Source organism: Streptomyces sp. CB02400 (genome assembly GCF_001905725.1).
GTDB classification, from domain to species: domain Bacteria; phylum Actinomycetota; class Actinomycetes; order Streptomycetales; family Streptomycetaceae; genus Streptomyces; species Streptomyces atrovirens.
This window is the reverse complement of sequence record NZ_LIWB01000011.1, coordinates 177,973-202,344: the sequence shown is the minus strand read 5'-3', so window position 1 is coordinate 202,344 and position 24,372 is coordinate 177,973. Positions and strand designations below refer to the sequence as shown.

24 protein-coding genes are annotated in these 24,372 nt (G+C 73.0%); 9 read left to right on the top strand and 15 right to left on the bottom strand.

Annotated features, from left to right (window positions below):
* The first annotated feature begins 3 nt into the window (after positions 1-3).
* On the top strand, positions 4-789 hold the full coding sequence (locus AMK33_RS25485; protein WP_201263082.1) for an ABC transporter ATP-binding protein: 786 nt from the start codon (positions 4-6) through the stop codon (positions 787-789).
* Between the two features lie 3 nt (positions 790-792).
* The gene (locus AMK33_RS25480; RefSeq protein WP_073935276.1) at positions 793-2,103 is read left to right on the top strand and encodes an FtsX-like permease family protein; all 1,311 of its coding nucleotides are present in this window, start codon (positions 793-795) and stop codon (positions 2,101-2,103) included.
* A gap of 95 nt (positions 2,104-2,198) precedes the next feature.
* On the opposite strand, the gene AMK33_RS25475 is transcribed toward AMK33_RS25480, so the two are convergent.
* From AMK33_RS25475 to AMK33_RS40565, 6 genes are all read right to left on the bottom strand, one after another.
* On the bottom strand, positions 2,199-2,558 hold the full coding sequence (locus tag AMK33_RS25475) for a cupin domain-containing protein (protein ID WP_073935275.1): 360 nt from the start codon (positions 2,556-2,558) through the stop codon (positions 2,199-2,201).
* A gap of 141 nt (positions 2,559-2,699) precedes the next feature.
* Positions 2,700-3,677 carry a threonine ammonia-lyase gene (locus AMK33_RS25470; protein WP_073935274.1) on the bottom strand — a complete coding sequence of 326 codons (978 nt, stop codon included), beginning with the start codon at positions 3,675-3,677 and terminating at the stop codon, positions 2,700-2,702.
* On the bottom strand, positions 3,674-4,363 hold the full coding sequence (locus tag AMK33_RS25465; protein WP_073935370.1) for a helix-turn-helix transcriptional regulator: 690 nt from the start codon (positions 4,361-4,363) through the stop codon (positions 3,674-3,676). The genes AMK33_RS25470 and AMK33_RS25465 overlap by 4 nt, the downstream gene beginning before the upstream one ends.
* Before the next feature lie 52 nt (positions 4,364-4,415).
* Positions 4,416-5,030, bottom strand: a complete 615-nt coding sequence (locus tag AMK33_RS25460) for a sigma-70 family RNA polymerase sigma factor (RefSeq protein ID WP_073935273.1) — start codon at positions 5,028-5,030, stop codon at positions 4,416-4,418.
* Between the two features lie 152 nt (positions 5,031-5,182).
* Positions 5,183-5,815 (bottom strand): hypothetical protein, encoded by a 633-nt coding sequence (locus AMK33_RS25455; RefSeq protein ID WP_201263081.1) that lies wholly within the window; start codon positions 5,813-5,815, stop codon positions 5,183-5,185.
* Between the two features lie 209 nt (positions 5,816-6,024).
* Complete coding sequence (locus tag AMK33_RS40565) at positions 6,025-8,187, bottom strand: FG-GAP-like repeat-containing protein (protein WP_235618195.1); 2,163 nt, start codon at positions 8,185-8,187, stop codon at positions 6,025-6,027.
* Between the two features lie 636 nt (positions 8,188-8,823).
* On the opposite strand from AMK33_RS40565, the gene AMK33_RS25440 reads away from it, so the two are divergent.
* The 3 genes from AMK33_RS25440 to AMK33_RS25430 are packed head-to-tail and all read left to right on the top strand — an operon-like array spanning position 8,824 to position 11,473.
* The gene (locus AMK33_RS25440; protein ID WP_073935271.1) at positions 8,824-9,660 is read left to right on the top strand and encodes a CPBP family intramembrane glutamic endopeptidase; all 837 of its coding nucleotides are present in this window, start codon (positions 8,824-8,826) and stop codon (positions 9,658-9,660) included.
* Entirely contained in the window at positions 9,657-10,814 is a 1,158-nt protein-coding gene (locus AMK33_RS25435; RefSeq protein ID WP_073935270.1) for a sensor histidine kinase, read from the top strand. The genes AMK33_RS25440 and AMK33_RS25435 overlap by 4 nt, the downstream gene beginning before the upstream one ends.
* Complete coding sequence (locus AMK33_RS25430; protein WP_073935269.1) at positions 10,811-11,473, top strand: response regulator; 663 nt, start codon at positions 10,811-10,813, stop codon at positions 11,471-11,473. Before AMK33_RS25435 ends, AMK33_RS25430 begins: the two co-directional genes overlap by 4 nt.
* 55 nt (positions 11,474-11,528) lie before the next feature.
* On the opposite strand, the gene AMK33_RS25425 is transcribed toward AMK33_RS25430, so the two are convergent.
* Complete coding sequence (locus tag AMK33_RS25425; protein WP_073935268.1) at positions 11,529-11,831, bottom strand: hypothetical protein; 303 nt, start codon at positions 11,829-11,831, stop codon at positions 11,529-11,531.
* Positions 11,832-12,028: 197 nt separating this feature from the next.
* Here AMK33_RS25425 and AMK33_RS25420 point away from each other — a divergent pair, with 197 nt between their 5' ends.
* The gene (locus tag AMK33_RS25420; RefSeq protein WP_073935267.1) at positions 12,029-12,376 is read left to right on the top strand and encodes a tetratricopeptide repeat protein; all 348 of its coding nucleotides are present in this window, start codon (positions 12,029-12,031) and stop codon (positions 12,374-12,376) included.
* A gap of 49 nt (positions 12,377-12,425) precedes the next feature.
* Here the strand turns inward: AMK33_RS25420 and AMK33_RS25415 are convergent, their stop codons facing one another.
* Positions 12,426-13,841 carry a PepSY-associated TM helix domain-containing protein gene (locus AMK33_RS25415; protein WP_073935266.1) on the bottom strand — a complete coding sequence of 472 codons (1,416 nt, stop codon included), beginning with the start codon at positions 13,839-13,841 and terminating at the stop codon, positions 12,426-12,428.
* A 129-nt stretch (positions 13,842-13,970) separates the two neighbouring features.
* On the opposite strand from AMK33_RS25415, the gene AMK33_RS25410 reads away from it, so the two are divergent.
* Entirely contained in the window at positions 13,971-14,615 is a 645-nt protein-coding gene (locus AMK33_RS25410) for a peptide deformylase (protein ID WP_073935265.1), read from the top strand.
* A 173-nt stretch (positions 14,616-14,788) separates the two neighbouring features.
* Here AMK33_RS25410 and AMK33_RS25405 read toward each other — a convergent pair whose 3' ends face one another.
* Positions 14,789-16,234: a dihydrolipoyl dehydrogenase family protein gene (locus AMK33_RS25405; protein ID WP_073935264.1), complete on the bottom strand. Its 1,446-nt coding sequence runs from the start codon at positions 16,232-16,234 to the stop codon at positions 14,789-14,791.
* Positions 16,235-16,352: 118 nt separating this feature from the next.
* Here AMK33_RS25405 and trxA point away from each other — a divergent pair, with 118 nt between their 5' ends.
* Positions 16,353-16,742 carry a thioredoxin gene (trxA, locus tag AMK33_RS25400; RefSeq protein ID WP_073935263.1) on the top strand — a complete coding sequence of 130 codons (390 nt, stop codon included), beginning with the start codon at positions 16,353-16,355 and terminating at the stop codon, positions 16,740-16,742.
* 185 nt (positions 16,743-16,927) lie between these two features.
* Here trxA and AMK33_RS25395 read toward each other — a convergent pair whose 3' ends face one another.
* Complete coding sequence (locus AMK33_RS25395; protein ID WP_107425208.1) at positions 16,928-17,965, bottom strand: LacI family DNA-binding transcriptional regulator; 1,038 nt, start codon at positions 17,963-17,965, stop codon at positions 16,928-16,930.
* A 61-nt stretch (positions 17,966-18,026) separates the two neighbouring features.
* Entirely contained in the window at positions 18,027-18,689 is a 663-nt protein-coding gene (locus tag AMK33_RS25390; RefSeq protein WP_073935369.1) for a TetR/AcrR family transcriptional regulator, read from the bottom strand.
* Positions 18,690-18,812: 123 nt separating this feature from the next.
* On the opposite strand from AMK33_RS25390, the gene AMK33_RS25385 reads away from it, so the two are divergent.
* A complete protein-coding gene (locus tag AMK33_RS25385; RefSeq protein WP_073935261.1) occupies positions 18,813-19,376 on the top strand; it encodes an NAD(P)H-dependent oxidoreductase in 564 nt (187 codons plus the stop codon).
* 109 nt (positions 19,377-19,485) lie between these two features.
* On the opposite strand, the gene AMK33_RS25380 is transcribed toward AMK33_RS25385, so the two are convergent.
* The 4 genes from AMK33_RS25380 to AMK33_RS25365 are packed head-to-tail and all read right to left on the bottom strand — an operon-like array spanning position 19,486 to position 24,287.
* Positions 19,486-20,622, bottom strand: a complete 1,137-nt coding sequence (locus tag AMK33_RS25380) for an XdhC family protein (RefSeq protein WP_073935260.1) — start codon at positions 20,620-20,622, stop codon at positions 19,486-19,488.
* Positions 20,615-22,744 carry a xanthine dehydrogenase family protein molybdopterin-binding subunit gene (locus tag AMK33_RS25375; RefSeq protein WP_073935259.1) on the bottom strand — a complete coding sequence of 710 codons (2,130 nt, stop codon included), beginning with the start codon at positions 22,742-22,744 and terminating at the stop codon, positions 20,615-20,617. The genes AMK33_RS25380 and AMK33_RS25375 overlap by 8 nt, the downstream gene beginning before the upstream one ends.
* A complete protein-coding gene (locus AMK33_RS25370) occupies positions 22,741-23,733 on the bottom strand; it encodes an FAD binding domain-containing protein (RefSeq protein ID WP_073935258.1) in 993 nt (330 codons plus the stop codon). The genes AMK33_RS25375 and AMK33_RS25370 overlap by 4 nt, the downstream gene beginning before the upstream one ends.
* Positions 23,730-24,287, bottom strand: coding sequence for a (2Fe-2S)-binding protein (locus AMK33_RS25365; RefSeq protein ID WP_073935257.1), 558 nt, complete (start codon positions 24,285-24,287; stop codon positions 23,730-23,732). The genes AMK33_RS25370 and AMK33_RS25365 overlap by 4 nt, the downstream gene beginning before the upstream one ends.
* Between the last annotated feature and the right edge of the window lie 85 nt (positions 24,288-24,372).

Sequence of the window (24,372 nt, the reverse complement as noted above, 5' to 3'; positions counted from 1 at the left end):
ACGATGTTTCGCAACGGCGCACGACGCGACCACGACTCGGGACCCGCCCCCGAGGCACTGCGCCTGGTCAAGGTCACCAAGTCCTACGGGACGGCGGACAGCGCCGTGACCGCCCTCGACGGGGTGACGCTCGGGCTGGCCCGGGGCACGTTCACCGCGGTGATGGGGCCGTCCGGCTCGGGCAAGTCGACGCTGTTGCAGTGCGCGGCGGGTCTGGACCGGCCGGACAGCGGGATCGTGCGGGTCGACGGGACCGAGCTGACGGGCGGCGGCGAGGCGGAGCTGACGAAGTTCCGGCGCGGGCGGATCGGGTTCGTCTTCCAGCAGTACAACCTGCTGGAGACGCTGACCGTCGCGCAGAACACCGTGCTGCCGCTGAAGCTGGCCGGCAGGCGCGTGGACCGGAGGCGGGCGCGGGAGATCCTCACCGCCGTCGGCCTCGGCGACCGGCTCGGGCACCGGCCCGACCAGCTCTCCGGCGGTCAGCGGCAGCGGGTCGCGATCGCGCGGGCGCTGGTCACCGAACCTCGGGTGATCTTCGCGGACGAGCCGACCGGTGCCCTGGACACGCGCAGCGCGCGGGAGGTGCTGCGGCTGCTCCAGGAGGCGGTGCGGGTGCACGGGCGGACCGTGGTGATGGTGACGCACGACCCGGTCGCCGCCTCCTACGCCGACAGTGTGCTGTTCCTCGCGGACGGCCGTCTCGCCGGCCGGATGGACGCGCCGACGGCGGACGCGGTGGCCGAACGGCTGGCGCACCTGGGCGACGACACGATGGCGGGGGTGTGAGCCGTGTTCGTACTGGCCCTGCGGTCGATCCGGCAACGGCCCGGACGGTTCCTCGCGACGCTGCTGTCCGCCTTCCTGGGCGCGGCGATCATCATGACGTTCAACTCGATGCACGACACGGCCGGGCAGCCGGGCGTGGACCCGGTGAGCTCCGACACGCTGGGCACGGCGGCCGGCGTGGTCGGCGGGTACGGCACGCTGCTGGTGTTCTTCGCCGTCGCCTCGACGCTGACGGTGAACGTGCGGCAGCGGGCGGCCGAGCTGGAGCTGCTGCGCTGCTCGGGGGCGACCCCGGCGCAGATCAAGCGGATGGTCGTGGGCGAGGCGGTGGCCGTGGCCCTGGTGGGCGCCGCGCTGGCGATCGGCCCGGCGATGCTCGGCGGGCGGGTGCTGCTGGACATGTTCCAGGACGGCGGCCAGGTCGCGCGGTCGGTCGAGTACTCCTTCGGGCCGATCGCACTGGTCTCCGGCGTGAACATCACACTGCTCGCGGCGGCGGGCGCCGCGTTCCTCGCCGTGCGGCGGGTGACGCGACGCCGCAAGGAGCGTGCCGGGGCCCGGCGGTTCCTGGCCTATGGGGCGCTGGCCGCCGGTGCCACCGGGGTCTGCTCCACCTTCTTGTTCTCCGCGACGGACGAGATGCTGATGGCGCCGCCCGCCCAAGGGGCGATCATGCTCTCGGTGGGGTTCGCGCTGCTGGCGCCGCGGCTGCTGAAGGGTCTGCTCGACCGGCTGGTGCTGAGCGGGGCGAGCGGGTGGCTGGCCGTGCGGAACCTTCGGCAGCGAGCCGGGGAGCTCGCCGGGATCCTGGTGTCACTGATCATGTTCACGGCCGTGTCCACGGCGACGCTCACCATGCAGGCGGTGGAGAGCGACGCCGTCGCGGCCTCGGGTCTGGTGAAGTCGGTCGACGCGAAGAACCTGGAGACGCTCAACCTCACGGTCGTCGGCATCATCGCCGTCTTCGTCTGCGTCATGCTGGTCAACTCGCTGTACGCCGCCACGACCTACCGCTCCCGTGAGTTCGGGCAGCAGCGTCTGGCGGGGGCCACTCCGAGGCAGGTGCTCGGCGTGGTGGGTGCCGAGGGCGCGATCCTCACGGTCGCGGGGGTGTTCTTCGGCACGATGGCCGCGCTGGCCGGGGTCGTCCCGTTCACGGTCGTCCGCACCGACGGGGTGCTGCCGGACCAGTTCCTCGGCACGTGGCTCGCCATGGTGTCGGTGACCGCGGCGGCGACCCTCGGCACCAGCCTGGTCACGGCCCGGCGCGTGCTGCGCACGCCGGCGGTACGGGCGGTCGCGCCGGCCGCGTGACCCCTGCCCGGTCACCAGGGGCGTCCGCCGCGGCGGGCGCCCCTCGGCTGTTTCCCGCGGCCGGGGAACGGGCCCCGGCCGGCCGGTGTGCCGGACTAGTCGGCCTTGGCGTAGTCCTGGGCCATGCCGCCCGCGAAGTCGTGCACCACGACCTGGTCGTCGCCGACGACCCACGCGTCGTGGCCCGGTGCGCAGACGAAGACGTCTCCGGGGCCGACCTCCTGCTCCGCGCCGTCGTCCATGCGGATGTGCATACGGCCCTGGACGACATAGCCGTTGTGGTGGATCTGGCAGCTTTCCGTTCCCGCGATGGGACCGACGGACTCGGACCAGCGCCACCCCGGCTCGAAGGTGGCCACGGCGAAGTCCAGCCCTGTCATATGGACGGCTTCCAGGTGTCCCCTGGGGAAGTCGCGCCTCTCGTCCGGCTTGTCCAGCGTCTTGATCTCGAGCATGACCCTGTTCCCTTCCGACCGTCGCCCTGCGCGGCCGGGTCCGGTCTCCGTCCGCCTCACACGGCACCGGCGGGGGCCGGGCCCCACCACTCCATCGTCCGTCCGTCCACTCGGGGCCGCCATTCGGGTGAAGTCGGCAGGTCAGTCGCCCGGACCGCAGAGCCGGGCGAAGCGGTCGGCGTCGATGTTGCCGCCGGACAGGATCAGGCCGACGCGGGGCGGGAGAGGGCCCGCGCGGCCGGTGAGCAGTGCGGCGAGCGGGGTGGCGCCGCTCGGCTCCAGGACGATCTTCAGCCGCTCGAAGGCGAACCGCATCGCGTCCCTGATCTCGTCGTCCCCGACCAGCACGATCCCGTCCAGGAGCCGCCGGTTGAGGGAGAACGTCAGCTCGCCCGGGGTGTGCAGGGCCTGGCCGTCGGCGATGGTGCGCGGGACGGGGATGCTGACGCGCCGGCCTGCCTCCAGGGACCTCTTGGTGTCGTCCCCGGCCTCCGGCTCCACGCCGATCACCCGGGTCTCGGGGTGCAGGCCCTTGACCGCGGTGGCGCTTCCGGCGATCAGTCCCCCGCCGCCGACCGGCGCGAGCAGTACACCCAGCTCCCCCGTTTCCTCGACGAGTTCGAGGGCCGCCGTGCCCTGCCCCGCGATGATGTGCGGGTGCTCGTAGGGCGGTACGAGGGTCAGGCCCCGCTCGGCGGCGAGGGCCTCGGCGATGGCGACCCGGTCGCCGGTGTACCGGTCGTAGGTGACGATCTCGGCGCCGTACCCCTCGGTGGCCGCCCGCTTCGACGGCGGGGCGTCCTCGGGCATGACGATGACGGCGGTGGTTCCCAGCTCCCGGGCGGCCAGGGCGACGGCCTGGGCGTGGTTCCCGGAGGAGTAGGCGGCGATGCCCCGGGACAGCTCGTCGGGGGTGAGCCGGGAGGCCGCGTTGTAGGCGCCGCGGAACTTGAAGGCGCCCACGCGCTGGAGGTTCTCGCACTTGAGGTGCACCTCGGCGCCGGCGAGCGCGTCCAGGGTGCGGGAGCGCAGGACGGGCGTGCGGTGTGCGACGCCCTTGAGGCGCTCGGCGGCGGAGCGGACGTCGTCGAGGGTGACCGGCGGGGTGGTGGTCGTCACGTGGTGCCTCCGGCGGGGGTCGGGTCGGTCGTCGTCCTGGACCGGGAGAGGTAGCTGTAGGCGGAGGCGCGGGAGATGCCGAGCCGGCCGGCGACCTGCTCGACCGCGCGCCGCACGGCGAAGACACCGCGGGCGTCCAGGTCCCGGAACAGCCGCAGCCGTTCCTCGCGGTCGAGCTGGGCCCAGCCCCGGTGCTGCCGCAACTGGTGGGCGTCGACGATCGCCTCGACCACGGAGTCGATGTCATTGCCGAAGGCGGTCGTCGGTGGTTCGGCGGAACCGGTGCCGAGACCGGCGAGGGCGCCGAGCAGGGTGTGCGCCTGGCCGACGGCGGTGGCGTCGACGTTGACGCACAGGGCGCCGAACACCGCTCCCGCGGAGTCCCGCAGCATCATCGTGGAGGACTTCACGAGGGTGCCGGTCCCGGTCCGGGTGACGTAGTTGAGCTCGTCGGCGGCCTCGTCGCCGCGGGCCAGCATCCGCATGCCGATCTCGCTCATCGCCCCGCCCACCGTCCGCCCGGTCACGGAGCCGGCCACGGCGACCACCGATCCCTCCGGGCGGCGGTAGTCGTGCAGCACCACCTCGCAGACCGGCCCGAACGTCGCGGCGATCCCGTCGACGAGCGGCGCCAGTGCGGCGAGGATCGCGTCCCGCTCGGCGTCCCGGCCCTGCGCGGCCACCATGAGCACACCTCCCGTCCTCTTTCCTTAGACTACACGTCCAGGTACTGGATTCTCAGTCCAGAGCAGTTTTCCGTACGGCCGTGTCCACCTCCTCCGCCTCGGTGACGAGGGCGGCGAGGGCCGTCCGCGCACGGGCGACCCGGGAACGGACGGTGCCGACCGGGCAGCCGCCGAGGGCCGCCGCCTCCGTGTACGGCAGCCCGAGCAACTGCGTGAGGACGAACGCCTCGCGCCGCTCTTCCGGCAGCCGGTCCAGCAGGTCGAGCAGCACGATCCCGTCGTCGAATCCGGGCAGCCCGCGCGGCTGCGCCCGTTCCACGGTCAGCTGCCAGTCGGAGACATCCGCCGTCCGGGGCCGTACGGCCGTGTACCGGTGGCTGTCGGCCACCGCGCGGCGGGCGATGGCGAGCAGCCAGGTGCGTGCCGAGGAACGTCCCTCGAACCGGTGCAGGCTGCCGAGTGCCCGCAGGAACGTGTCCTGGGTCAGATCGTCCACCGCCTGCGGGTCGGCACACAGCCGGGCGACGTAGCGGATGACGTCACGGTGCAGGGCGCGGACGAAGCGGTCGACGGCGTCGGAGTCACCGCCGCGGGCGGCCAGCGCCCAGGCGGTCGCCGTGTCGTCGGTGGGTCTTCCGGCAGGGGTGGGCAGGGTGGAAGTGATCACCTGAGGTCCTTCGCGGAGGAACCGGGAACCGCGGGCGTGCGCGGGCCCGGCTGCGGGGGTACGGCCGCGGGCGGTACGCGGAACAGGGCTGTACCGGCACACGGCCGGAGCCCGGGGCGCGCAGGGGCGGCCCGGGGTGTCACCGGCTGCCGTCAGGCGGCAGCGGCCCCGGCGGGCGGACCGCGTGAGGTGATCGCGTGGACGAGGAGGAGGAGACGCGGCGCGCGGTGCGAGCGGCGGCGCCGACGGACGCGGAGGGCCGGACGGCGCGGCGGCACCGGCGTGAGGAACAGCGGCCGCGCCGGGGCGGCCAGCCATCCGCCGACGGCCCGCAGCACCCGGAACACCGCCCGCTCGCCGTACCCGAGCCACAGCCCGCACAGCAGTGCGGCCAGCAGGTGGGCGGCGAGCATGCCGGCGGAGGAGTCGCCGGAGGGCGCCGTGTGCCCCTCCATGCCCGTGCTCGCCCCCGTGGGCATGGGCATGGTGTGCATGCCGTGCGGCATCGCTCCCGTGTCCATGGAGCCGGCGGAAGGGCTCACGAGCGAGAAGGCCGAATGCATAACCGTCTGGGCGGCGACGGCGACGGCGGTGATCAGCGGCAGTCCGCGCTCACGCCCCGCGAGCCCCCAGCCCACGGCACCGGTCACGATCCAGCCGGCCGCCAGCGTCCAGAGGGGAACGTGGTCGCCGGACATCATGACGTGCCCCAGGGCGGCGAGCACGACACAGACGGCCGCGAACACCGCGGCCCGCCCCGTGCGAGCACCCCACCCAGCAGTCATGGCCCCTCATCGTCGCACTCCGGGCCCCAACAGGTCACCCGTGGATACGGTTCCTCCCGCGCTCGCAATTCATTCCCGGACATGTGATCCAGGACACCATTCGAGCGGCCGGAATGGGAGGGAAACGGAAGGGCCCGGCCGGCCGCGGTCCCGTACGGGGAATCGGGAACCGCGGCCGGCCGGGCCGGTCAGGGGTGGGGCGGGTGGGGTCAGAGGCTCGTCTCTCCGGCGAGGCCGAAGAAGTCGTGCCACTTGCGTCCGTCGACGAAGCCGTCCGTGCCGTTGGACACGTTCACGTAGACGTCGGCCAGGTCGTTGTGGGTGAAGGCGACGATGTCGTCCAGGCCGTCCCCGTCGACGTCGCCGACCGCCGGGAACTGGGCCCAGGGCGCGAAGTCGTCGTGCCACTTCCCGCTCGTGCCGAAGGTGCCGCCGTCCGAGAGGGAGACATACACGTCGGCCGTGCCCTCGCGGGAGAACGTGATGATGTCGTCGATGCCGTCGCCGTCGAAGTCGCCCACCGCGGGCACCTCACGGCCGGGGGCGAAGTGGTCGTGCCACTTCTGGCCCGTACCGAAGGAGTCGCCGTCGGAGGCGGCGACATACACGTCCGCGTTCGTGCCGTGGGTGAAGGTGACCGCGTCGTCCTTGTCGTCGCCGTTGAAGTCACCGGTGAGCGGCGTCTCCCCGGCGGGGGCGAAGTGGTCGTTCCACTTGCCCCCACCGGTGAACGCGGTGCCGTCCGAGGGGACCGCGTAGACCTCCGCGGCGGTGCCGCGGGTGAACGTGACGATGTCGTCCTTGCCGTCACCGGTCACATCGGTCGGTGAACCGCCGAGCATCAGGCCACCGGCGTCGCCGTAGTGGACCTCGAGCTCCGCGATGGAGGTGAAGGTCTTCTCCCCGCCCGGCCGTCCGACGATCCGCACGCCGTCGCCCGCCGTCGGGTCGAAGGAGAAGGTGTATGTCCGGTGCGCGCCCGCGGAGTTGCCGTACGGATACTCGGGCCCCACGCGCTGCCCCGACACGTCCACCCACCGGTTGTCGCGCCGTACCTGCACCCTCAGGTCACCGGCGAACCAGCCGCCGTCCGCGAACATGTCGCCCGTGGTGTAGGTGACCTTGTTCATCATGTACTGGCGCGGCCAGGTGTAGCCCCACCAACTGGCGTCCTTGCGCTCGTCGTTCCAGTCGTCCTCGCTCTGGTCGCGGTTGCCGTCGGCGTAGAAGGCGTCCTTGCCGAAGTGGGTGGCCCGCTGGATCGGCACGGTGCCGGGTTCGCGGGCGAGGTCGCGGCCCGGGTCGGCGGCGTTGCCGGGAGTGGTGTCGCGGCGCGGCTCCAGGCTCAGCTTCCGCAGGGAGAAGGTGTACGCGTAGTGGTCGCCCTGCGGGTAACCGCCGCCGCAGGGGCAGACGTTGGACTGGAGCCACATCGACTTGCCGTCGGCGCTGATGTACTTCGACGGGATCGTGGTCGCGTAGCCGCCGTGCTTGGAGTGGGTCCAGGGGTAGCCGCCGAAGTCCTTGGTCGCGAAGTGCTTCCAGGGGCCCCAGGGGGTCGGGGACTCGTAGAACTCGAAGGTGTACTCGGTCCACGAGGTGTAGATGTAGCGGTTCAGCGGCTTGTTGTAGACGACGCCGCCCTGGCTGAGGACCGTCATGTCGCGTGCCCGGCCGGGGGTGAGGACGTTCTGGTAGACGCGCCGGTCGTCGTGGAGGACGGGCTCGCGCTGCGAGATCTCCGTGGACCAGACCGGGTTGCCGGAGGTGTCCGTGCCGGACATGTACTGCCAGGCGTTCTCGTCCATGACGGAGTTCTTGTGGACGCGGGCCAGGTACAGGTCGACGGGGTCGGGGACGGTGTTGTCGAAGGAGTCCCGCCAGTTGTGGTCCAGGCCGTAGGCGTAGACGTAGTCGTCGGGGGCGTTGGCGTAGTTCTTGCCGCAGTCCAGGAACATCACCGTGGTGAAGACGCCGCCGCCGAACATCGGCCGGTTGCGGTCCCAGGTCCAGGTGCGGCCCTTGTCGGTGGACCTGGCGATCGTCGCGGCGGGGGCGTCGTTGAAGTCGTGCGCCAGGTCCTGCACCGCGAGGTAGAGGTCTCCGTTGACGCAGGCCATGCCGGTGGGCTTGCGGTTGTGGCCCGCGCTCCATATCTGGCCGACGTCGGTGGAGAGCTGTGATCCGGTCAGGGTGCCGGGCATGCCGGAGATCTTCGCGACTCCGATGTCGCTGAAGTCGCTGCCGAAGCCGGTCCCGTCGCCGTAGGCGGCGTACACGTTGTCGTCGTCGGACCAGCAGTTGGGCCAGAGGTCACCGTGGTCCCGGTTGTCGCCGGCCGCGGGCGCGCCGACGGTGGCCGCCGGGTCCACGGCGACGGTCGAGAAGAAGTCGCTCGCCGGAGGCGAACCGGCGGCGGCCGTCGCCTGGGTCTCCGCGGTCCGTACGGCGTCGTACCGGTCGCGGCCGAACTCGGCGGCACGACCGTCAGCACCGTGCCGAGGACGAGCAGGGCCGTGGCCATGGCACGGCCCACGGCTCCTGCCGGTCTGGGGGGTTGAGCGGATCTGCGCATCGACTGTGCTCCCGGTGGACTCGGACCGGCCGGCGTTTAGAAATCGATTTCAGCGGACGGTACTAGGGAACTGTGGGGGCGTCAACCGCGTTGGTGAAGAAGGAAGTTCGGTGAAAAAGGGGCTGATGCACCACATTCATCCGGTCACTCGACGCCTCCCGGGCGGGCGTACTGCAATCGATTGCACCATTTCACCGTGGAGGGACAGTGGACGACTCCCTCCAGTTCCGCTCCAGGAAGGGAGAAATCCATTTCAGTGACAGCGTCGCCGGGCGACGGCCGACGGGCACCGTGGGCCGGGACGCCGGGGCCTTGTCCCCCGAGCGAGCTACGGGCAAGTGTCCACTGTGCGGTGACGATTCCCGGCCGCCGGATCCGTAGCGTCCGTCACGACACGCGGCGCTGGGCCGCGGGTCCGACGAAGGAGTTCTCGATGAGAGTGGTCTGGCAGATCCTGGCCGTGGCGGCGATCTCCGCCATAGGCGGACAGAGCGTGAACGCGGTGCGGGACAACCCGTGGCTCACGTTCGCCCTCGGGACGCTGACCGCCGTGCTCGCGGTGCTGGTCTACCGGTGGGTGGTGGGGCGGACCGAGCGCCGGCCGGTCACGGAGCTGGACCCGGCCGGTGCCGCGCCGGCGCTCGGCCGGGGGACGCTGATCGGCCTCGTGATGTTCGGGATGGTCATCACGAACCTCTTCACCTCCGGCAACTACGAGGTGCACGGCCTGGGTTCACTGAGCGGAACCGCCGGGCTGTTCGGCTTCATGGCCGCCGCCGCCGTCACCGAGGAACTGCTGTTCCGCGGGGTGCTGTTCCGGATCGTCGAGGAGTACCTGGGAACCTGGATCGCGCTGGCGCTGACCGCGCTGCTGTTCGGCGCTGCGCACCTGCCCAACCCGGACGCCACGGTGTGGGGCGCCTTCGCCATCGCGATCGAGGCCGGCGGCATGCTCGCCGCCGCGTACGTCGCCACCCGCAACCTGTGGGTGCCGATCGGTGTGCACTTCGGCTGGAACTTCGCCGCGGGCGGCATCTTCAGCACCGTGGTCTCGGGCAACGACACCGAGCAGGGACTGCTGGACTCCACGACGTCGGGCAACAAGTGGATCACCGGTGGTGACTTCGGCCCGGAGGGGAGCGTGTACTCGGTGCTGTTCGGTGTGCTGCTGACGATCGGGTTCCTGTGGCTGGCCCACCGGCGCGGCAATCTGGTGCCCCGCCGTCGGCGCGCGGAGCGGGCCGACGCCACCGCTAGACTGCCCCGGTGACCGCTCCCCACCGGCTCCGGGAACTGTGGCACCGGCTGGACGTCACCGTCAGGGACCTTCTGCTCGGGTTGCTCGTCCTCTCCATGTCGCTGCTGCCGGCCTTCCAGAACCACGGAACGCTCGTCGGCGGCGTGCCGGAGCGTCCCTTCGACACGCTCGCCTTCGTGGCGGTGGCCCTCCAGGCCCTTCCGCTCGCCGTGCGCCGGCGGTGGCCGGCCGTCTGTCTCGCCCTGGTGGTGGCCGGGTTCGCCCTCGACCAGCTCCGCGGCTACCACTCCCCCGCGGGCACCGCGCTGCCCATCGCGCTGCTGAGCGCCGGGGCGTATCTGGAGCGGTACCGGCGCACCGCCGCGGCCCTGTGCACCGTCGCCTACGTGGCGCTGACGGTCGCGTTCCACCGGTTCGGTCCGGGCGAGCCGGTGAGCGAGTTCGTGACGTTCTACCTGGCGGCGGCCCTCGCGTGGGGCATCGGGGCGTGGCTGCGCTCCACCCGGGTCGCGGAGGCCGAGCGCCGGCACCGCGTCGCCGAGGACTCCCGCGCCGCCGAACGCGCCCGGATCGCCCGCGAGTTGCACGACGTGGTGACCCATCATGTGACGGCCATGGTCGTGCAGGCCGAGGCGGCCCGCTATCTGACCGCCGCACCCGACCGACTGGACCAGACGCTGACCGCCGTCACCGACACCGGCCGACGGGCCATCACCGACCTGCGGCACCTGCTCGACCTGCTCAACCCCGACCACGGCCCCGAGGCCAGGACACCGCCCGTCGGCCGGCTCCTCACGCTCGTGGAGCAGACCCGCCGGGCCGGGCAGCCGGTGAAGTTCACCGAGGAGGGCACGCCGGCGCCGTCGACCGGCAGCGCCGACCTCGTCGCCTACCGGGTCGTGCAGGAGGCCCTGACGAACGCCCTCAAGTACGCCCACGGCGACGCCACCCGGGTCGAGGTGCGGCACAGCGAACGGCAGATCACCGTGGAGGTCGGCACGGACGGTTCCGGCACCCCGGTGTCCTCCTCCCCCGGCGGGAGCGGCCGGGGCCTGGCGGGCCTGCGGGAGCGGGTCGACGTCCTGGGCGGCGACTTCAGCGCGGGGCCGGAGGCGGGCGGCGGCTTCGTCGTACGGGCCCGCATACCGACGGGGAACGCGGCATGACCGCACCGATCCGGGTCCTGGTCTGCGACGACCAGATGCTGATCCGCACCGGCCTGGTGACCATCATCGACGCCCAGCCCGACCTGGAGGTGGCCGGCGAGTGCGGCGACGGGCAGGCCGCCGTCGACCTCGTCGGCCGGCTCCGTCCGGACGTCGTGGTGATGGACGTGCGCATGCCGGTGCTCGACGGCATCGAGGCCACCCGCCTGCTGGCCGGTGCGGGGGTGCCGCATCCGGTGAAGGTGCTCGTGGTGACGACGTTCAACCTGGACGAGTACGTCTACGAGGCGCTGCGCGCGGGGGCGAGCGGGTTCCTGCTCAAGGACGCGCCGCCGTCCCAACTGCTCCACGGGATCCGGACCGTGGCCATGGGCGCGGCACTGCTGGACCCGGAGGTGACCCGCCAGCTCGTGGGCCGGTACGCCGCCCGGATCCGCCCCGCCGAGGGCGGGGCGCCGCGGGACATCCCCCTGACCCCCCGCGAGCTGGAGGTCCTCCGCCTCATCGCGGACGGCCTGTCCAACCGCGAGATCGCCGCGGCCCTGCTGATCAGCCAGGAGACCGTGAAGACCTTCGTCTCCCGCATCCTCACCAAACTCGGCCTGCGCGACCGCGTCCAGGCGGTGGTCTACGCCTACCGCCGGGGCCTGGCGACCTGACCGGTCGCGGTGCGCCGGGGCCGCGGCCTCGGACGAAGCGGCCGGCGGGCCGGCCTCAGAACTGGCCGGCGACGCCGATCACCCGGTAGACGCACACCAGGACGACGGCCGCGCAGACGGCCTTGGACAGCGGGCGCCGGGAGAGCGCCGTCACGGCCACCGCCGCCGACACCACGGCCGTGCCGACGCACAGCAGCGCGCCGAAGGTCCCGTCGTCGTCCTGCCGTCCGGGGAACGCCGCCGGGTTGTCCGCCTCGACCGTCATGGCGAAGCTGAACAGCGTCAGGAACGCCGCCACCGCGTAGAGCGCGGCGGCACCCCAGGACTTGGCGACGGAGGACGTTCGCGTCGTGGTCATCGAAGCGGTCCCTCCGGCATTCCCTGTCCGTCGACGACGAGCCGCCCGTACTCCTGCGGAGCGGTGTCCGTCACACAGTAGTCCGGACCACCGTTGTGGTACGACCCGATGTCCTCACACCAGTGCTGGTCAGGAACGCGTCCCAGGCGGAATACGGGACCGTCCGGGTCCGTTGTCGGCCTCGAAGGAGGTCAGAAGTGGACACCACGTACTACGACCACGGGACGCCGGCCGAGCGCTGGGAGCGCGCCGAGATGTTCTTCGACGCCAAGGACTACGCCGCCGCCGCGCGCGTTCTCGGCGGGCTGGTCGAGGAGGTGCCGGAGCAGACCGGGCCGCGGCTGCTGCTGGCGCGCGCCTACTACCACTCGGCGCAACTGCGGCGCGCGGAGGCGGAGCTGAGGGTCGTCGTGGAGCGTGACCCGGTGGAGCACTACGCCCGGCTGATGCTGGGGCGCACCCTCCAGCGGCAGGGGCGGGACGACGAGGCCCGGCCGCATCTGCGGATCGCCGCCGCGCTGGGCGGCTCCTTCGAGGAGGAGTGAGGGCGGACCGGTGCCCGGTTCCCCGCGACGGGGAACCGGGCACCGCGCGTCACCGCGCCGCCGTGCCGCTTCCGTACGTCCGCCGTCCCCGGCGGTGGGCCACCTCCCCGAGCACGATGTCGACGGCGAGGAACGCCGCCAGGGGAATGCCGAGGAGCGGGACGAAGTAGCCCAGGACGGCGATCGCCGCCAGCAGGGGGACGAGTACGTACGGCGGTACCTGCTGCCAGGCCCCGCGCGGGATCGGCCGGCCGAAGGCGGAGCCGCGGCCCCGCTGCCACCACATGCGGTAGCCCCACAGGATCAGCAGGATCAGGGTGAGGGCCAGCGCCATCAGGGCGATCTGGTTCACCAGGCCGAACAGGCTGCCGGTGTGCAGGTCGATGCCCCAGCGGGTGAGTTTCGCGAGGACCGGATAGTCGTCGAACCGCAGGACGTCGGTGACCGCGCCGGAGGCGGGGTCGACGGCGACCGAGTCCTGCTTCTCGGGCCAGCTGCGCTGGATCTGCCGCACGACGTACGCGGACTTCTCGTCGGCGGGCGGCACGATCTCCACCGGATCGCCCAGACCCTCGGCCCGTGCCGCCGCGAGGACCTTGTCCAGGCCGACCCCGTGCGCCGCGTCACCCGCCGTGCCGCCGGCCGCGTCGTGGCCCGCGTGTTCGCCGGCCGCCGCGGCCGACACCGAGGGGGTCTCCTGGCCGAGGGAGGTGCGCAGCTCGCCGATGTTCGCGCCGGCGTAGGTGGACCAGGTCAGGCCGGTCGCCGAGAGGAAGATGAAACCGGCCGCGACCCAGACGCCCACACCGCCGTGCAGGGCCAGTGTGCGGCGCCGCCCACTGGTGCCGCGCAGCTTGCGCAGGGCGCGGCGCCGGGAGAACCACAGCACCAGTCCCCCGCCCGCGATCACCCACAGCCAGCTTGCGGCGAACTCGCTGTAGAGACGGCCCGGTTCGCCGAGGTGCAGATCGCGGTGGAACTCGTCGATCCAGGTGCGCAGGGGCAGCGCGCCCGAGGAGCCGTACTGTTCCAGTTCGCCGCGCACCTTCGCGGTGTACGGGTCGACAAATACGGCCAGGGTGTGGTCGGGGTCCACACCCGGTATGCCGGACAGCATCACCCTCGTGGTGGCGTCCGCCTCGGGTGAGGGGCGTACGGCGGAGATCGTGCCCTCGGGGTGGGCCTCGCGGGCGGCGGCCACCTGCGCGGAGACGGGCAGTTTGCGGTCGCCGACGGGGACGGTCAGCTCATGGTCGTAGACGATCTTCTCGGCCTGGAACGAGGCGGCGTACAGCAGGCCGGTGAGGGCGGCGACCAGGAGGAACGGCGCGACCAGGACTCCCGCGTAGAAGTGCAGGCGCAGGACGAGGGGGCGCAGGCCGGCCCAGGCGCTCTTCGCGGGTGCGGGTTCGGGGGCGGGGGGTTTCGGTGCCTCGTCCGTGGGGGTCGAGGGAGCGGTGGTCATCGGTGGGGTTCTCCCGGAGACGTCTTGGCGGGCGGAGTGGTGGTGCAGTAGTCGGGACGGCGGGGCGTCCGGTTCCCGGGAGACGCGTGTGACCTGCGCCACACGTGAAAGGCGTGCGATCCTGACGGGATGGGAACTCCGGACGATCGCGCGCCCCTGGCCGAGCGGGTCGAGCAACTGCTCTCCGCGGAAGGGCCGTTGACCATCGTCGCGGCCGGTGACCCGGTGCTGCGCGGGGGTACCGAACCGTACGACGGGCAGTTGGGGCCCGCGCTGCTGGCCCGGTTCGTGGCGGCGCTGCGGGTCACCATGCACGCGGCGCCGGGTGTCGGGCTGGCCGCGCCGCAGGTCGGGGTGGGGCTGCGGATCGCGGTGATCGAGGATCCGGCACCGGTCCCGGAGGAGGTGCGCATCGCGCGCGAGCGGGTGCCGCAGCCGTTCCGGGTGCTGGTCAATCCGGTGTACGAGCCGGTCGGCACCCGGCGGGCCGGGTTCTTCGAGGGGTGCCTGAGCGTGCCGGGGTATCAGGCGGTGGTGGCGCGGCCCGCCGAGGTGCGGCTGAGGGGGCAGGACGAGTACGGGCGGACGCTGGACGAGGTGTTCACCGGGTGGCCCGCGCGGATCGTGCAGCACGAGACGGACCATCTCGACGGCACGCTGTACCTCGACCGGGCCGAGCCGCGCTCGCTGTCGTCCAACCGGTTCGTGATGGAACGCTGGTCGCAGCCGACGACGGAGCGGGCGGCCCGGGAACTGGGCTTCGGGTTGCCGTGACCGCGCCCCGGTCCTCCGTCGGGCCGGGCCTCCGGCCGTCGTCTCCGGGAGTGGTTCGCCCCCGCCGCCCCCTCCCGACCCTGGGGCTGCGCCCCAGACCCCCTTCGGCCCTGGACGGGCCTTGTCCTCGAATGCCGGACGGGCCGGAAGGGGGTGGAGGGGCTGGAGGGGGCTCAGGCGTCGCGGTGGGCCTCCAGGAGGCGGAGCCAGATCTCGCTGATCGTCGGGTAGGACGGGACCGCGTGCCACAGGCGGGCGATGGGGACCTGGGCGGCGACGGCGATGGTCGCGGAGTGGATGAGTTCGCCGACGCCGGGGCCGACGAGGGTGAGGCCGCGCAGGATCTCGTCCTCGAGGTCGACGATCATGCGGGCGCGGCCCTTGTAGCCGTCGGCGTACAGGGCGGCGCCGGAGACCGAGGACAGGTCGACGTCGACGGCGCGGACGCGGTGGCCCGCCCGCTGCGCCTCGGCCAGGGAGAGGCCGACGGAGGCCGCCTCCGGGTCGGTGAAGACGACCTGGGGGACGGCGGCGTGGTCGGCGGTGGCGGCGTGCGCGCCCCAGTCCTCCGCGGGTACGGGCTCCCCGGCGGCCCGGGTGACGATGGCGGCGCCCGCGATCCGGGCCTGGTACTTGCCCTGGTGGGTGAGGAGGGCCCGGTGGTTGACGTCGCCGACGGCGTACAGCCAGTCGTGGCCGGTGACGCGGAGGCTGTCGTCCACGGTGAGCCAGGAGCCGGGCTCCAGACCGATCGTCTCCAGGCCGATGTCCTCGGTGCGCGGGGCGCGGCCGGTGGCGAAGAGGATCTCGTCGGCCTCGATCCGGTCACCGTCGTCGGTGACGACCAGGACCGTGCCGTTCTCCCTGGTCACCGACTTCACGGAGGTGCCGGTGCGGATCCGGGCGCCGGCCTCGGTGAGCGCCTCGGCGACCATCTCGCCGGCGAACGGCTCCATGCGGTTCAGCAGGCCCCCGCCGCGGACGAGGACGGTGACCCGCGAGCCGAGGGCCTGCCAGGCGCAGGCCATCTCGGTGGCGACGACCCCGCCGCCGACCACGACCAGCCGGTCGGGCACGGACTGCGCGCTGGTGGCCTCGCGGCTGGTCCAGGGCCGGACCTCGTCGAGTCCGGGCAGGTCGGGCAGCCGGGCGCGGCTGCCGGTGCAGACGGCGACGGCGTGCCGGGCGGTGAGGACCCGCCTGCCGCCGTCGGCGTCCGTGACGGTGACGGTGCGCGGGCCGGTGAGCCGTCCCTGGCCGCGGTACAGGTCGGCTCCGGTGCCCTCCAGCCACTGGACCTGGCCGTCGTCCTTCCAGTCGGAGGTGAAGGAGTTCCGGCGGGCGAGTACGGCGTCGGCGTCCAGGGGCCCCTGGACGGACCGGCTCAGGCCGGGGACGCGGAGGGCGTCGGCCCGGGCGATGACCGGGCGCAGCAGGGCCTTGCTGGGCATGCACGCCCAGTAGGAGCACTCGCCGCCGACCAGCTCGCTCTCCACGACCGCGGTGGTGAGCCCGGCGGCGCGGGTGCGGTCGGCGACGTTCTCGCCCACGGGTCCGGCGCCGAGCACCACGACGTCGTAGGCGGTTGATTCCGGTTGCGTCGATTGCGTTTCCGTCATGGCGTCAGTCTGGTGGGTGGTGTGCGCTGTGGCCACATGGGTAGGGGCGCGGAATACGTGACCGGCCGGCCGTGTTGTGCCGACGGCCCGACCCGACACCAGGAAGAGGGAACGCGCGATGAGCAGCACCGTGGAGCTCACCAAGGAGAACTTCGACCAGACGGTCACGGACAACGGGTTCGTACTGATCGACTTCTGGGCGGCCTGGTGCGGTCCGTGCCGCCAGTTCGCGCCGGTGTACGAGAAGGCGGCGGAGGAGAACCCGGACCTGGTGTTCGGCAAGGTGGACACCGAGGCGCAGCCGGAGCTGGCCGCGGCCTTCGGTATCCAGTCGATCCCGACGCTGATGATCGTGCGTGATCAGGTGGCCGTGTTCGCCCAGCCGGGTGCGCTGCCCGAGGCCGCTCTGACGGATGTCATCGGGCAGGCGCGCAAGCTGGACATGGACGATGTCCGCAAGCAGATCGCCGAGCAGCAGGCGCGGCAGGGGGAGGCGCCGGGCGCCTGAGACGGCCGTGGCGCGGGGCCAGGGTGGGAGTGGATTCGCCCCCACCGTCCCTTCCCGTCCCTGGGGGCTCCGCCCCCGGACCCCCTTCGCGCCCACGCGGCGGAGCCGCATATCGGCACGGCCCCGCGCCCCTGGAGGGGCGCGGGGAACTGCGCGATCAGCCACGACGGGCCCACACCTGAAGGTCAGCTCGACTCGCGTCGTACCACCGACGCGCCCAGTACCTTGTGGGCCTCGGGGGCCGTGGCCGGGTCGCGTACCGCGCGGTCGACCAGTTCGGCCAGTTCGCGGCCGGACGGCAGTTCCAGGTGGACGGTGCTCAGGCGGGGGCGCAGCAGCCGGCCCAGCATCAGGTTGTCGGCGCCGATGACGGCGGTCTCCTCCGGGATGCGGACACCCTCGTCCTGGAGCGCTCGCATCAGCAGCATCGCGTACTCGTCGTTGTACGTGAACACGGCGTCGAGGTCCAGCTCGCGCCAGCGGGCGGCCAGCCGGGCGGCGGCGCCCTCGTCGTGCGCCAGCGGCAGCTCGGTGACCGTGGCGTCGGTGCCGCGCAGGGCGGCGCGCACGCCGGCCAGGCGGGGCGCGGAGAACGCCTCCAGGCCGGGCTCTCTCGGGACGACCACGCCGATCCGGCGGCGGCCCCGGTCGAAGAGGTGGGCGCCGGCGCTGTGCCCGACGACGTCGTGGTCCATGAGCAGGGTGTGCGCACCGTCGACGGGCTCGGGGCCGAGGGTGACGACGGCCCGCGCCCCGGAGCGTTTGAGCACCTCGACGCCGCGCGGGCTCAGTCCGGAGCCGGGGACCAGGACCGCCACGGGCCTCAGCTCGGCCCAGGCGCGGGCGGCCTCGTCGTCGTGCAGGCCGACGGTGCCGTACTGCACGACCGTGTAGTCGAGGCGGGCGAGGGAGCTCTGGAGATCGTTGATGAACTGGCTGTAGAGCGGTCCGACGGGGAAGGCGGGCGCGGGCATCAGGACCGTACGGCTGTGTCCGGCGCGCAGGCTGCGGGCCGCCGCGTGCGGCACGTACCCGAGTTCCTTCGCGGCCTCGCGGACCCGGCGGCGGGTGGGTTCGCTGATCCGGACGGCACCGGCGTTGTTCAGGACGTAGGAGACGGTCGCGCGCGAGACGCCGGCCAGGCGGGCCACATCGGCACTCGTGGGTACGGAGCGCGTCGGTGCGGGGGACGCGGGCGCGGGCGTGTTCGTTATCTGCACCATGACGTACGGCATCCTTGCAGAAGCCGTAACCGGGCCGTCGGCCGGGGGAGTTGATACACCGTCAGTGGGCGGACGCCGGGCCCGTCACCCGGTCGACCAGGTCCAGCCAGGCGGACTCCAGCCGCTCCGGCGGCATGCCGCACTGGCGTATCAGGTGGTGGATCAGGGCGGGGTCGAGCTGGGCCATCAGCGTGTGGGCGAGGACCTCGCAGTCCGCGTCCGGGACCGCCTCGCGCAGCAGCAGGGTCACGTGATGGCGCAGGACGCGGCGGGGCGGGCTGGTGAAGCGGCGGCCCGCTTCCGGTTCGGCCGCCAGTTGCAGCTCCAGCTCCTCGGCGGAGCGGCGGAGCATCGCGAGGCCGAAGGCGCGCAGCCGCTCGGCCGGGGGCGCGCCCGGCCCGAGCGGCGGGGGCCCGGTGAGGAAGGCGGCCTGGAACTTCTTCTCGGAGTGGTCGAGGAGCGCGGTGAGCAGACCGGTGCGGTCGCCGAAGCGGCGGAAGACCGTCCCCTTGCCCACGCGGGCCGCCGCCGCGACCTCCTCCATGGTGATGCTGTCGGCCCCGCGCTCGGCCACGAGCAGCGCGGCCGCCTCCAGCAGGCGGGCCCGGTTGCGCGCGGCGTCGGCGCGCAGGCAGGGCTCGTCGGGGTCGATGCCGAGTTGCAGCAACTCCTGCGGCTGTACGGGGTCCTGGGATGCCGGGACGGGCGGCGGCGCGGCGGACATGAAGCCAGCGTAAAGCATCGGGAAGAAACTGGACCGCGGTCCGGTTAAGATGCTACAAACAAGAAGCGGACCCCGGTCCGGATTGTTTCGGCAATATTTCAGCGCCCCCCCTGGAGTTTCCCCATGTCTGTTCGCATCCTCGCCCTCGTCGGCAGCCTTCGGGCCGGTTCGCACAACCGTCAGCTCGCCGAGGCCGCGGTCAAGCTCGCTCCCGCGGGTGCCGATGTGGCGCTCTACGAGGGGCTCGCGGAGATCCCCTTCTACAACGAGGACATCGACGTCGAGGGCGCCGTGCCGGCCGCCGCCGCCAGGCTGCGCGAGGCCGCCGCGGGCGCCGACGCGCTGCTGCTCTTCACGCCCGAGTACAACGGCACGATGCCGGCCGTCCTGAAGAACGCCATCGACTGGCTGTCCCGTCCCTACGGCGCCGGCGCCATCAGCGGCAAGCCGGTCGTCGTGATCGGTACCGCCTTCGGCCAGTACGGCGGTGTGTGGGCGCACGACGAGGCCCGCAAGTCCGTGGGTATCGCGGGCGGCAAGGTGATCGACGACATCAAGCTCTCCATCCCCGGCTCGGTGACCCGCTTCGCCGAGACCCACCCGGCCGACGACGACGAGGTCGCCGCCCAGCTGACCGAGGTCATCACCCGCCTCCACGGCCTCGCCGGCGAGCCGGCCGCGGCCTGATTCTCCTCGCCCCCGGGGGCGCTGCCCCCGGACCCCCGCTCCGCAAACGCCGGAGAGGCTGGAAGTCAGCCCCTCCGGCGTTTGCGGAGCGCGAAAACCCCTCAACGGCTCAGGCAGCCGCCGACGCGGACCGTCCGTCGCGGTGGATCGGCGTTCGCGAGCCCGTCAGGGGAACCCCCGTGCCGCCCCGACGAGCGGCGACGATCTCCGCCGCGATGGACAGAGCCGTCTCCTCCGGAGTACGCGCACCGAGGTCGAGGCCGATCGGAGAGCGCAGCCGGGCCAGCTCCCGCTCCCCCACACCCGCCTCCCGCAACCGCCGCTCCCGGTCGGTGTGGGTGCGCCGGGAACCCATCGCGCCGACGAACGCCACCGGCAGCCCCAGAGCCACCTTCAGCAGCGGTACGTCGAACTTCGCGTCGTGGGTGAGGACGCACAGCACCGTACGCGCGTCGGTCTCCGTGCCCCGCAGATAGCGGTGCGGCCAGTCGACCACGACCTCGTCGGCCTCCGGGAAGCGGGCCCCGGTCGCGAACACGGGCCGCGCGTCGCACACCGTGACGTGGTAGCCGAGGAACTTGCCCACCCGCACCAGCGCCGCCGCGAAGTCGATCGCCCCGAAGACGATCATGCGGGGCGGCGGCACCGAGGACTCCACGAACAGGGTCAGCCCGCCGGGGCAGTACGACCCGTCCTCAGCCACGGCGACCGTGCCGGTGCGGCCGGCGTCCAGCAGGGCCCCGGCCTCCCCGGCCGCCGTCCGGTCCAGCTCGGGAACCCCGCCGAGGCCGCCCTCGTACGATCCGTCCGGATGGACGAACAGGGCCCTGCCGAGGAGTTCCGCCGGGCCCTCGACGACCCGGGCGAGCGCCCCCGGCCCGCCCCGCAGGACGGCCGACAGCGCAGCCCCGAGCACCTGCCGGGCGGGGACCTGCGCGCCGACCGGGGTCACCATGATGTCGATGACCCCGCCGCAGGTCAGGCCGACGGCGAAGGTGTCCTCGTCGCTGTAGCCGAACCGTTCGACATGGGTCTCGCCGTCCGCGAGCGCCCGGGCGCACAGTTCGTACACCGCGCCCTCCACGCACCCGCCGGACACCGAGCCGATCGCCGTGCCCTCGCTGTCGACGGCGAGGGCGGCGCCGGGGCCGCGCGGCGCGCTGCCGCCCACGGACACCACCGTGGCCACGGCGAACTCCCGGCCCTCGGTCAGCCAGCGGTGCAGCTCGCCGGCGATGTCAAACACCCGTTCCTCCTGCCCGCAGTACCCGGTCCGGACGGATGGGCAGGTCCCGGTGCCGTACGCCGGTCGCGTGCCAAACCGCGTTGGCGACGGCCGCCGCCGCGCCCACGATGCCGACCTCGCCGATGCCCTTGATGCCGACGGGGTCGTCGGGGTCCGGGTCGTCGACCCAGTCCGCCTCGACCGTCGGCACGTCGGCGTGGGTGGCGACGTGGTAGCCGGCCAGGTCGGCGCCGTAGAGGCCGCCGGAGACCCGGTCCCGGACCGCCTCCTCGTGCAGGGCCATCGAGATGCCCCAGGTCATGCCGCCCACGAGCTGACCGCGCGCGGTGAGCGGGTTGACGATCCGGCCCGCGGCGAAGATGCCGAGCATCCGCCGCACCCGCACCTCGCCGGTGGTGACGTCCACGGCCACCTCGGCGAACTGCGCCCCGTAGGAGAGTCGTTCCTTCTGGGTGAGGGCGGCGATGGCGGCGGTGGTGTCGGACCGTACGGTGAGGCCCTCCGGCGGCACGGTGCCGCCCGGGACGAGCCGTTCCCGCAGCTCCTCGGCGGCGGCCGTGACCGCCCAGGCCCAGGAGCGGGTGCCCGCGGAGCCGCCGGCGATCATCGCCGGGCCGAAGTCGCTGTCGCCGATGTGCACCCGGACCCGGTCGGTGGGCACCCGCAGCGCGTCGGCGGCGACCAGGGTGAGCGCCGTACGGGCCCCGGTGCCGATGTCGGCCGCGGAGATCCGCACGGTGAAGGTGCCGTCCGGCTCCGCCGTCACCGCGGCCGTGGACGGCATGGCGCTCGCGGGGAAGGACGCCGCGGCCGTGCCCGTGCCGAGCAGCCAGCGCCCGTCGCGGCGCACGCCGGGGCGCGGGTCGCGGCCGGCCCAGCCGAAGCGGCGGGCGCCCTCCCGGAAGCAGGCGGCGAGGTTGCGGCTGCCGAACGGCAGCCCGGAGACCGGCCCCCGCTCCGGGTCGTTGCGCAGCCGCAGCTCGACCGGGTCGACACCGCACTTCTCCGCGAGCTCGTCGAGCGCGCACTCCAACGCGAACGAGCCCGGCGCCTCGCCCGGCGCGCGCATCCACGCCGGGGACGGCACGTCGAGCCGTACGACCTTGTTCTCCGTGCGGTGGGCGTCGGCGTCGTACAGGGACCGCGCCACGCCCGCGCTCGGCTCGACGAACTCCCAGACCGTGGACGTCTGGTTCAGCGAGCGGTGCTCCAGGGCGCGCAGCCGGCCGTCGGGTCCCGCGCCGAGCCGGACCCGCTGGACGGTGGGGCTGCGGTAGCCGGTGAGGGTGAACATCTGACGGCGGGTCAGCACGACCCGGACCGGCCGCTGCAGCTCGGTCGCCGCCATCACGGCGGACACCTGGTGGACCCGTACGCCCTTGCTGCCGAAGCCGCCGCCGACGTGGTCGGAGCGCACCCGCACGGCGGACGGGTCCAGCGAGAACATCCGCGCGAGCTCGTCGGCGACCCAGGTGGTGCCCTGGTTGGAGTCGACGACCTCGAGCCGGCCGCCGTCCCACAGGGCGGTCGCCGCGTGCGGCTCCATCATGCCGTGGTGCTCCTCGGGCGTGGTGTACTCGGCGTCCACCACATGGGCACAGGCGGCGAATCCGGCCTCCAGGTCGCCCTTCTCCGTCACCGCGGGCATGTGTCCGTCCGCCGCGTAGGCGTCCGGGCGGTCGCCGGAGAGCGCGACGTCGTGCGGCTCCTGCTCGTAGGTGACGACGAGCCGCTCGGCGGCCTCCCGGGCCTGCTCGGACGTCTCGGCGACGACCAGCGCGACGGGCCAGCCGGCGTACGGGACCCGGTCGTTCTGGAAGACGGCGGCCGTCGGGTCCGGCGGAACGCCCAGCATTCCGATGTAGTCGATGTCGAGGCGCGGGGCGTTCCCGTGGTGCAGGACGGTGAGCACGCCCGGCATGCCGAGCACGGGTCCGGTGTCGACGGACAGGATCCGGCCGCGGGCGACGGTGGACAGCACCAGCCAGCCATGGGCGAGATCGGCGAAGGGTATCTCGCCGGCGTACCGGGCGGCGCCGGTGACCTTGTCGCGGCCCTCGACGCGGGTGTGCGCGGTGCCGACGGCGCCCGTCGTCGTGGCGCCGGTCGTGGCGGTGGTCATCGGGCGGCCTCCTCGGCGAGTTCGGAGAGCACGGCCACCACGAGGTTGCGCATGAGGGTCACCTTGTATCCGTTGTCGGGCAGCGGCCTGGCGGCCGCGAGTTCGGCGTCCGCCGCCGCCGCGAAGTACTCCGCGGTGGCCGGGGCGCCGTTCAGTACACGTTCGGCGGCGTGGGCCCGCCAGGGCCGGGACGCCACGGCCCCGAGGGCGAGGCGGGCCTCGCGCACGACTCCCCCGCTGACGTCGAGGGCGGCGGCGACCGAGCCGATCGCGAAGGCGTACGAGGCGCGTTCGCGGACCTTGCGGTAGCGCGAGCGGGCGGCGACCGGCGCGGGCGGCAGGGTGACGTGGGTGATGAGCGCGCCGGGCGGCAGGGCGGTCTCCCGGTGCGGGGTGTCGCCCACCGGGAGGTAGAAGTCGGCCAGCGGCAACTCCCCCGGTCCGTCGGCGGTTTCGTAGGAGACGACCGCGTCGAAGGCGGTCAGCGCCACTCCCATGTCGGAGGGGTGGACGGCCACGCAGTGGTCGGAGGCGCCCAGAACGGCGTGGTTGCGGTGCTCGCCCTCGACGGCGGGGCAACCGCTGCCGGGCGCACGCTTGTTGCAGGGCTTGGTCACATCGGTGAAGTAGCCGCAGCGGGTGCGCTGGAGCAGATTGCCGCCGACGGTGGCCATGTTGCGCAACTGCCCGGAGGCACCGGCGAGTACGGCCTCGGTGAGGGCGGGGTAGTTCCGGCGGATACCGGGGTGCGCGGCGAGGTCGCTGTTGGTGACGGTGGCGCCGATGCGCAGTCCGCCGCCGTCGGCCGGCTCGATCCGGTCCAGCGGGAGGGCGCGGACGTCGACCAGCCGGGCCGGGCGCTCCACACCGTTCTTCATCAGGTCGACGAGGTTGGTGCCGCCGCCGAGGTAGCGGGCGTCGGGGTCGGCGTCGAGCAGCGCCACCGCGCCGGAGACGTCGTCGGCGCGCCGGTAGTCGAACTCCCTCATGCCGCGGCCTCCTCGGTCTCGCTCCGGTTCTCCGCGGCGGCGCGGGCGACCGCCTCGACGATCTGCACGTACGCGCCGCAGCGGCACAGGTTGCCGCTCATGCGCTCCCTGATCTCCTCGGGGGTCAGGGGAGGCGGTCCCGCCTCGGGGCGCACGTCCCCGGTGGCGGCGCTGGGCCAGCCCGCCGCGTGCTCCTCGATGACGGCGACGGCCGAACAGATCTGGCCGGGGGTGCAGTAGCCGCACTGGAAGCCGTCCAGGTCGAGGAAGGCCTGCTGCACCGGGTGCAGCAGGTCCCCGTCGGCCAGGCCCTCCACGGTGGTGATCTCGCGCTCGTCGGACGCGACGGCCAGTTGCAGACAGGACACGGTGCGGCGGCCGTCGACCAGGACCGTGCAGGCGCCGCACTGTCCCTGGTCGCAGCCCTTCTTGGTGCCGGTCAGGTCGAGGCGCTCGCGCAGGGCGTCGAGCAGGGTGGTGCGGTGGTCGACGGACAGCGTGTGCTTCTCGCCGTTGATGTTCAGGGTGACGCTGCTGGACGTCGAGGGGGCCATGAGCAGCCTTCTTTCACGGATCTGGAAGGCGGAACGAGTCGATGACATGGGGCTGTACGGAATGTGGGGCGTTCGGGACCATGCG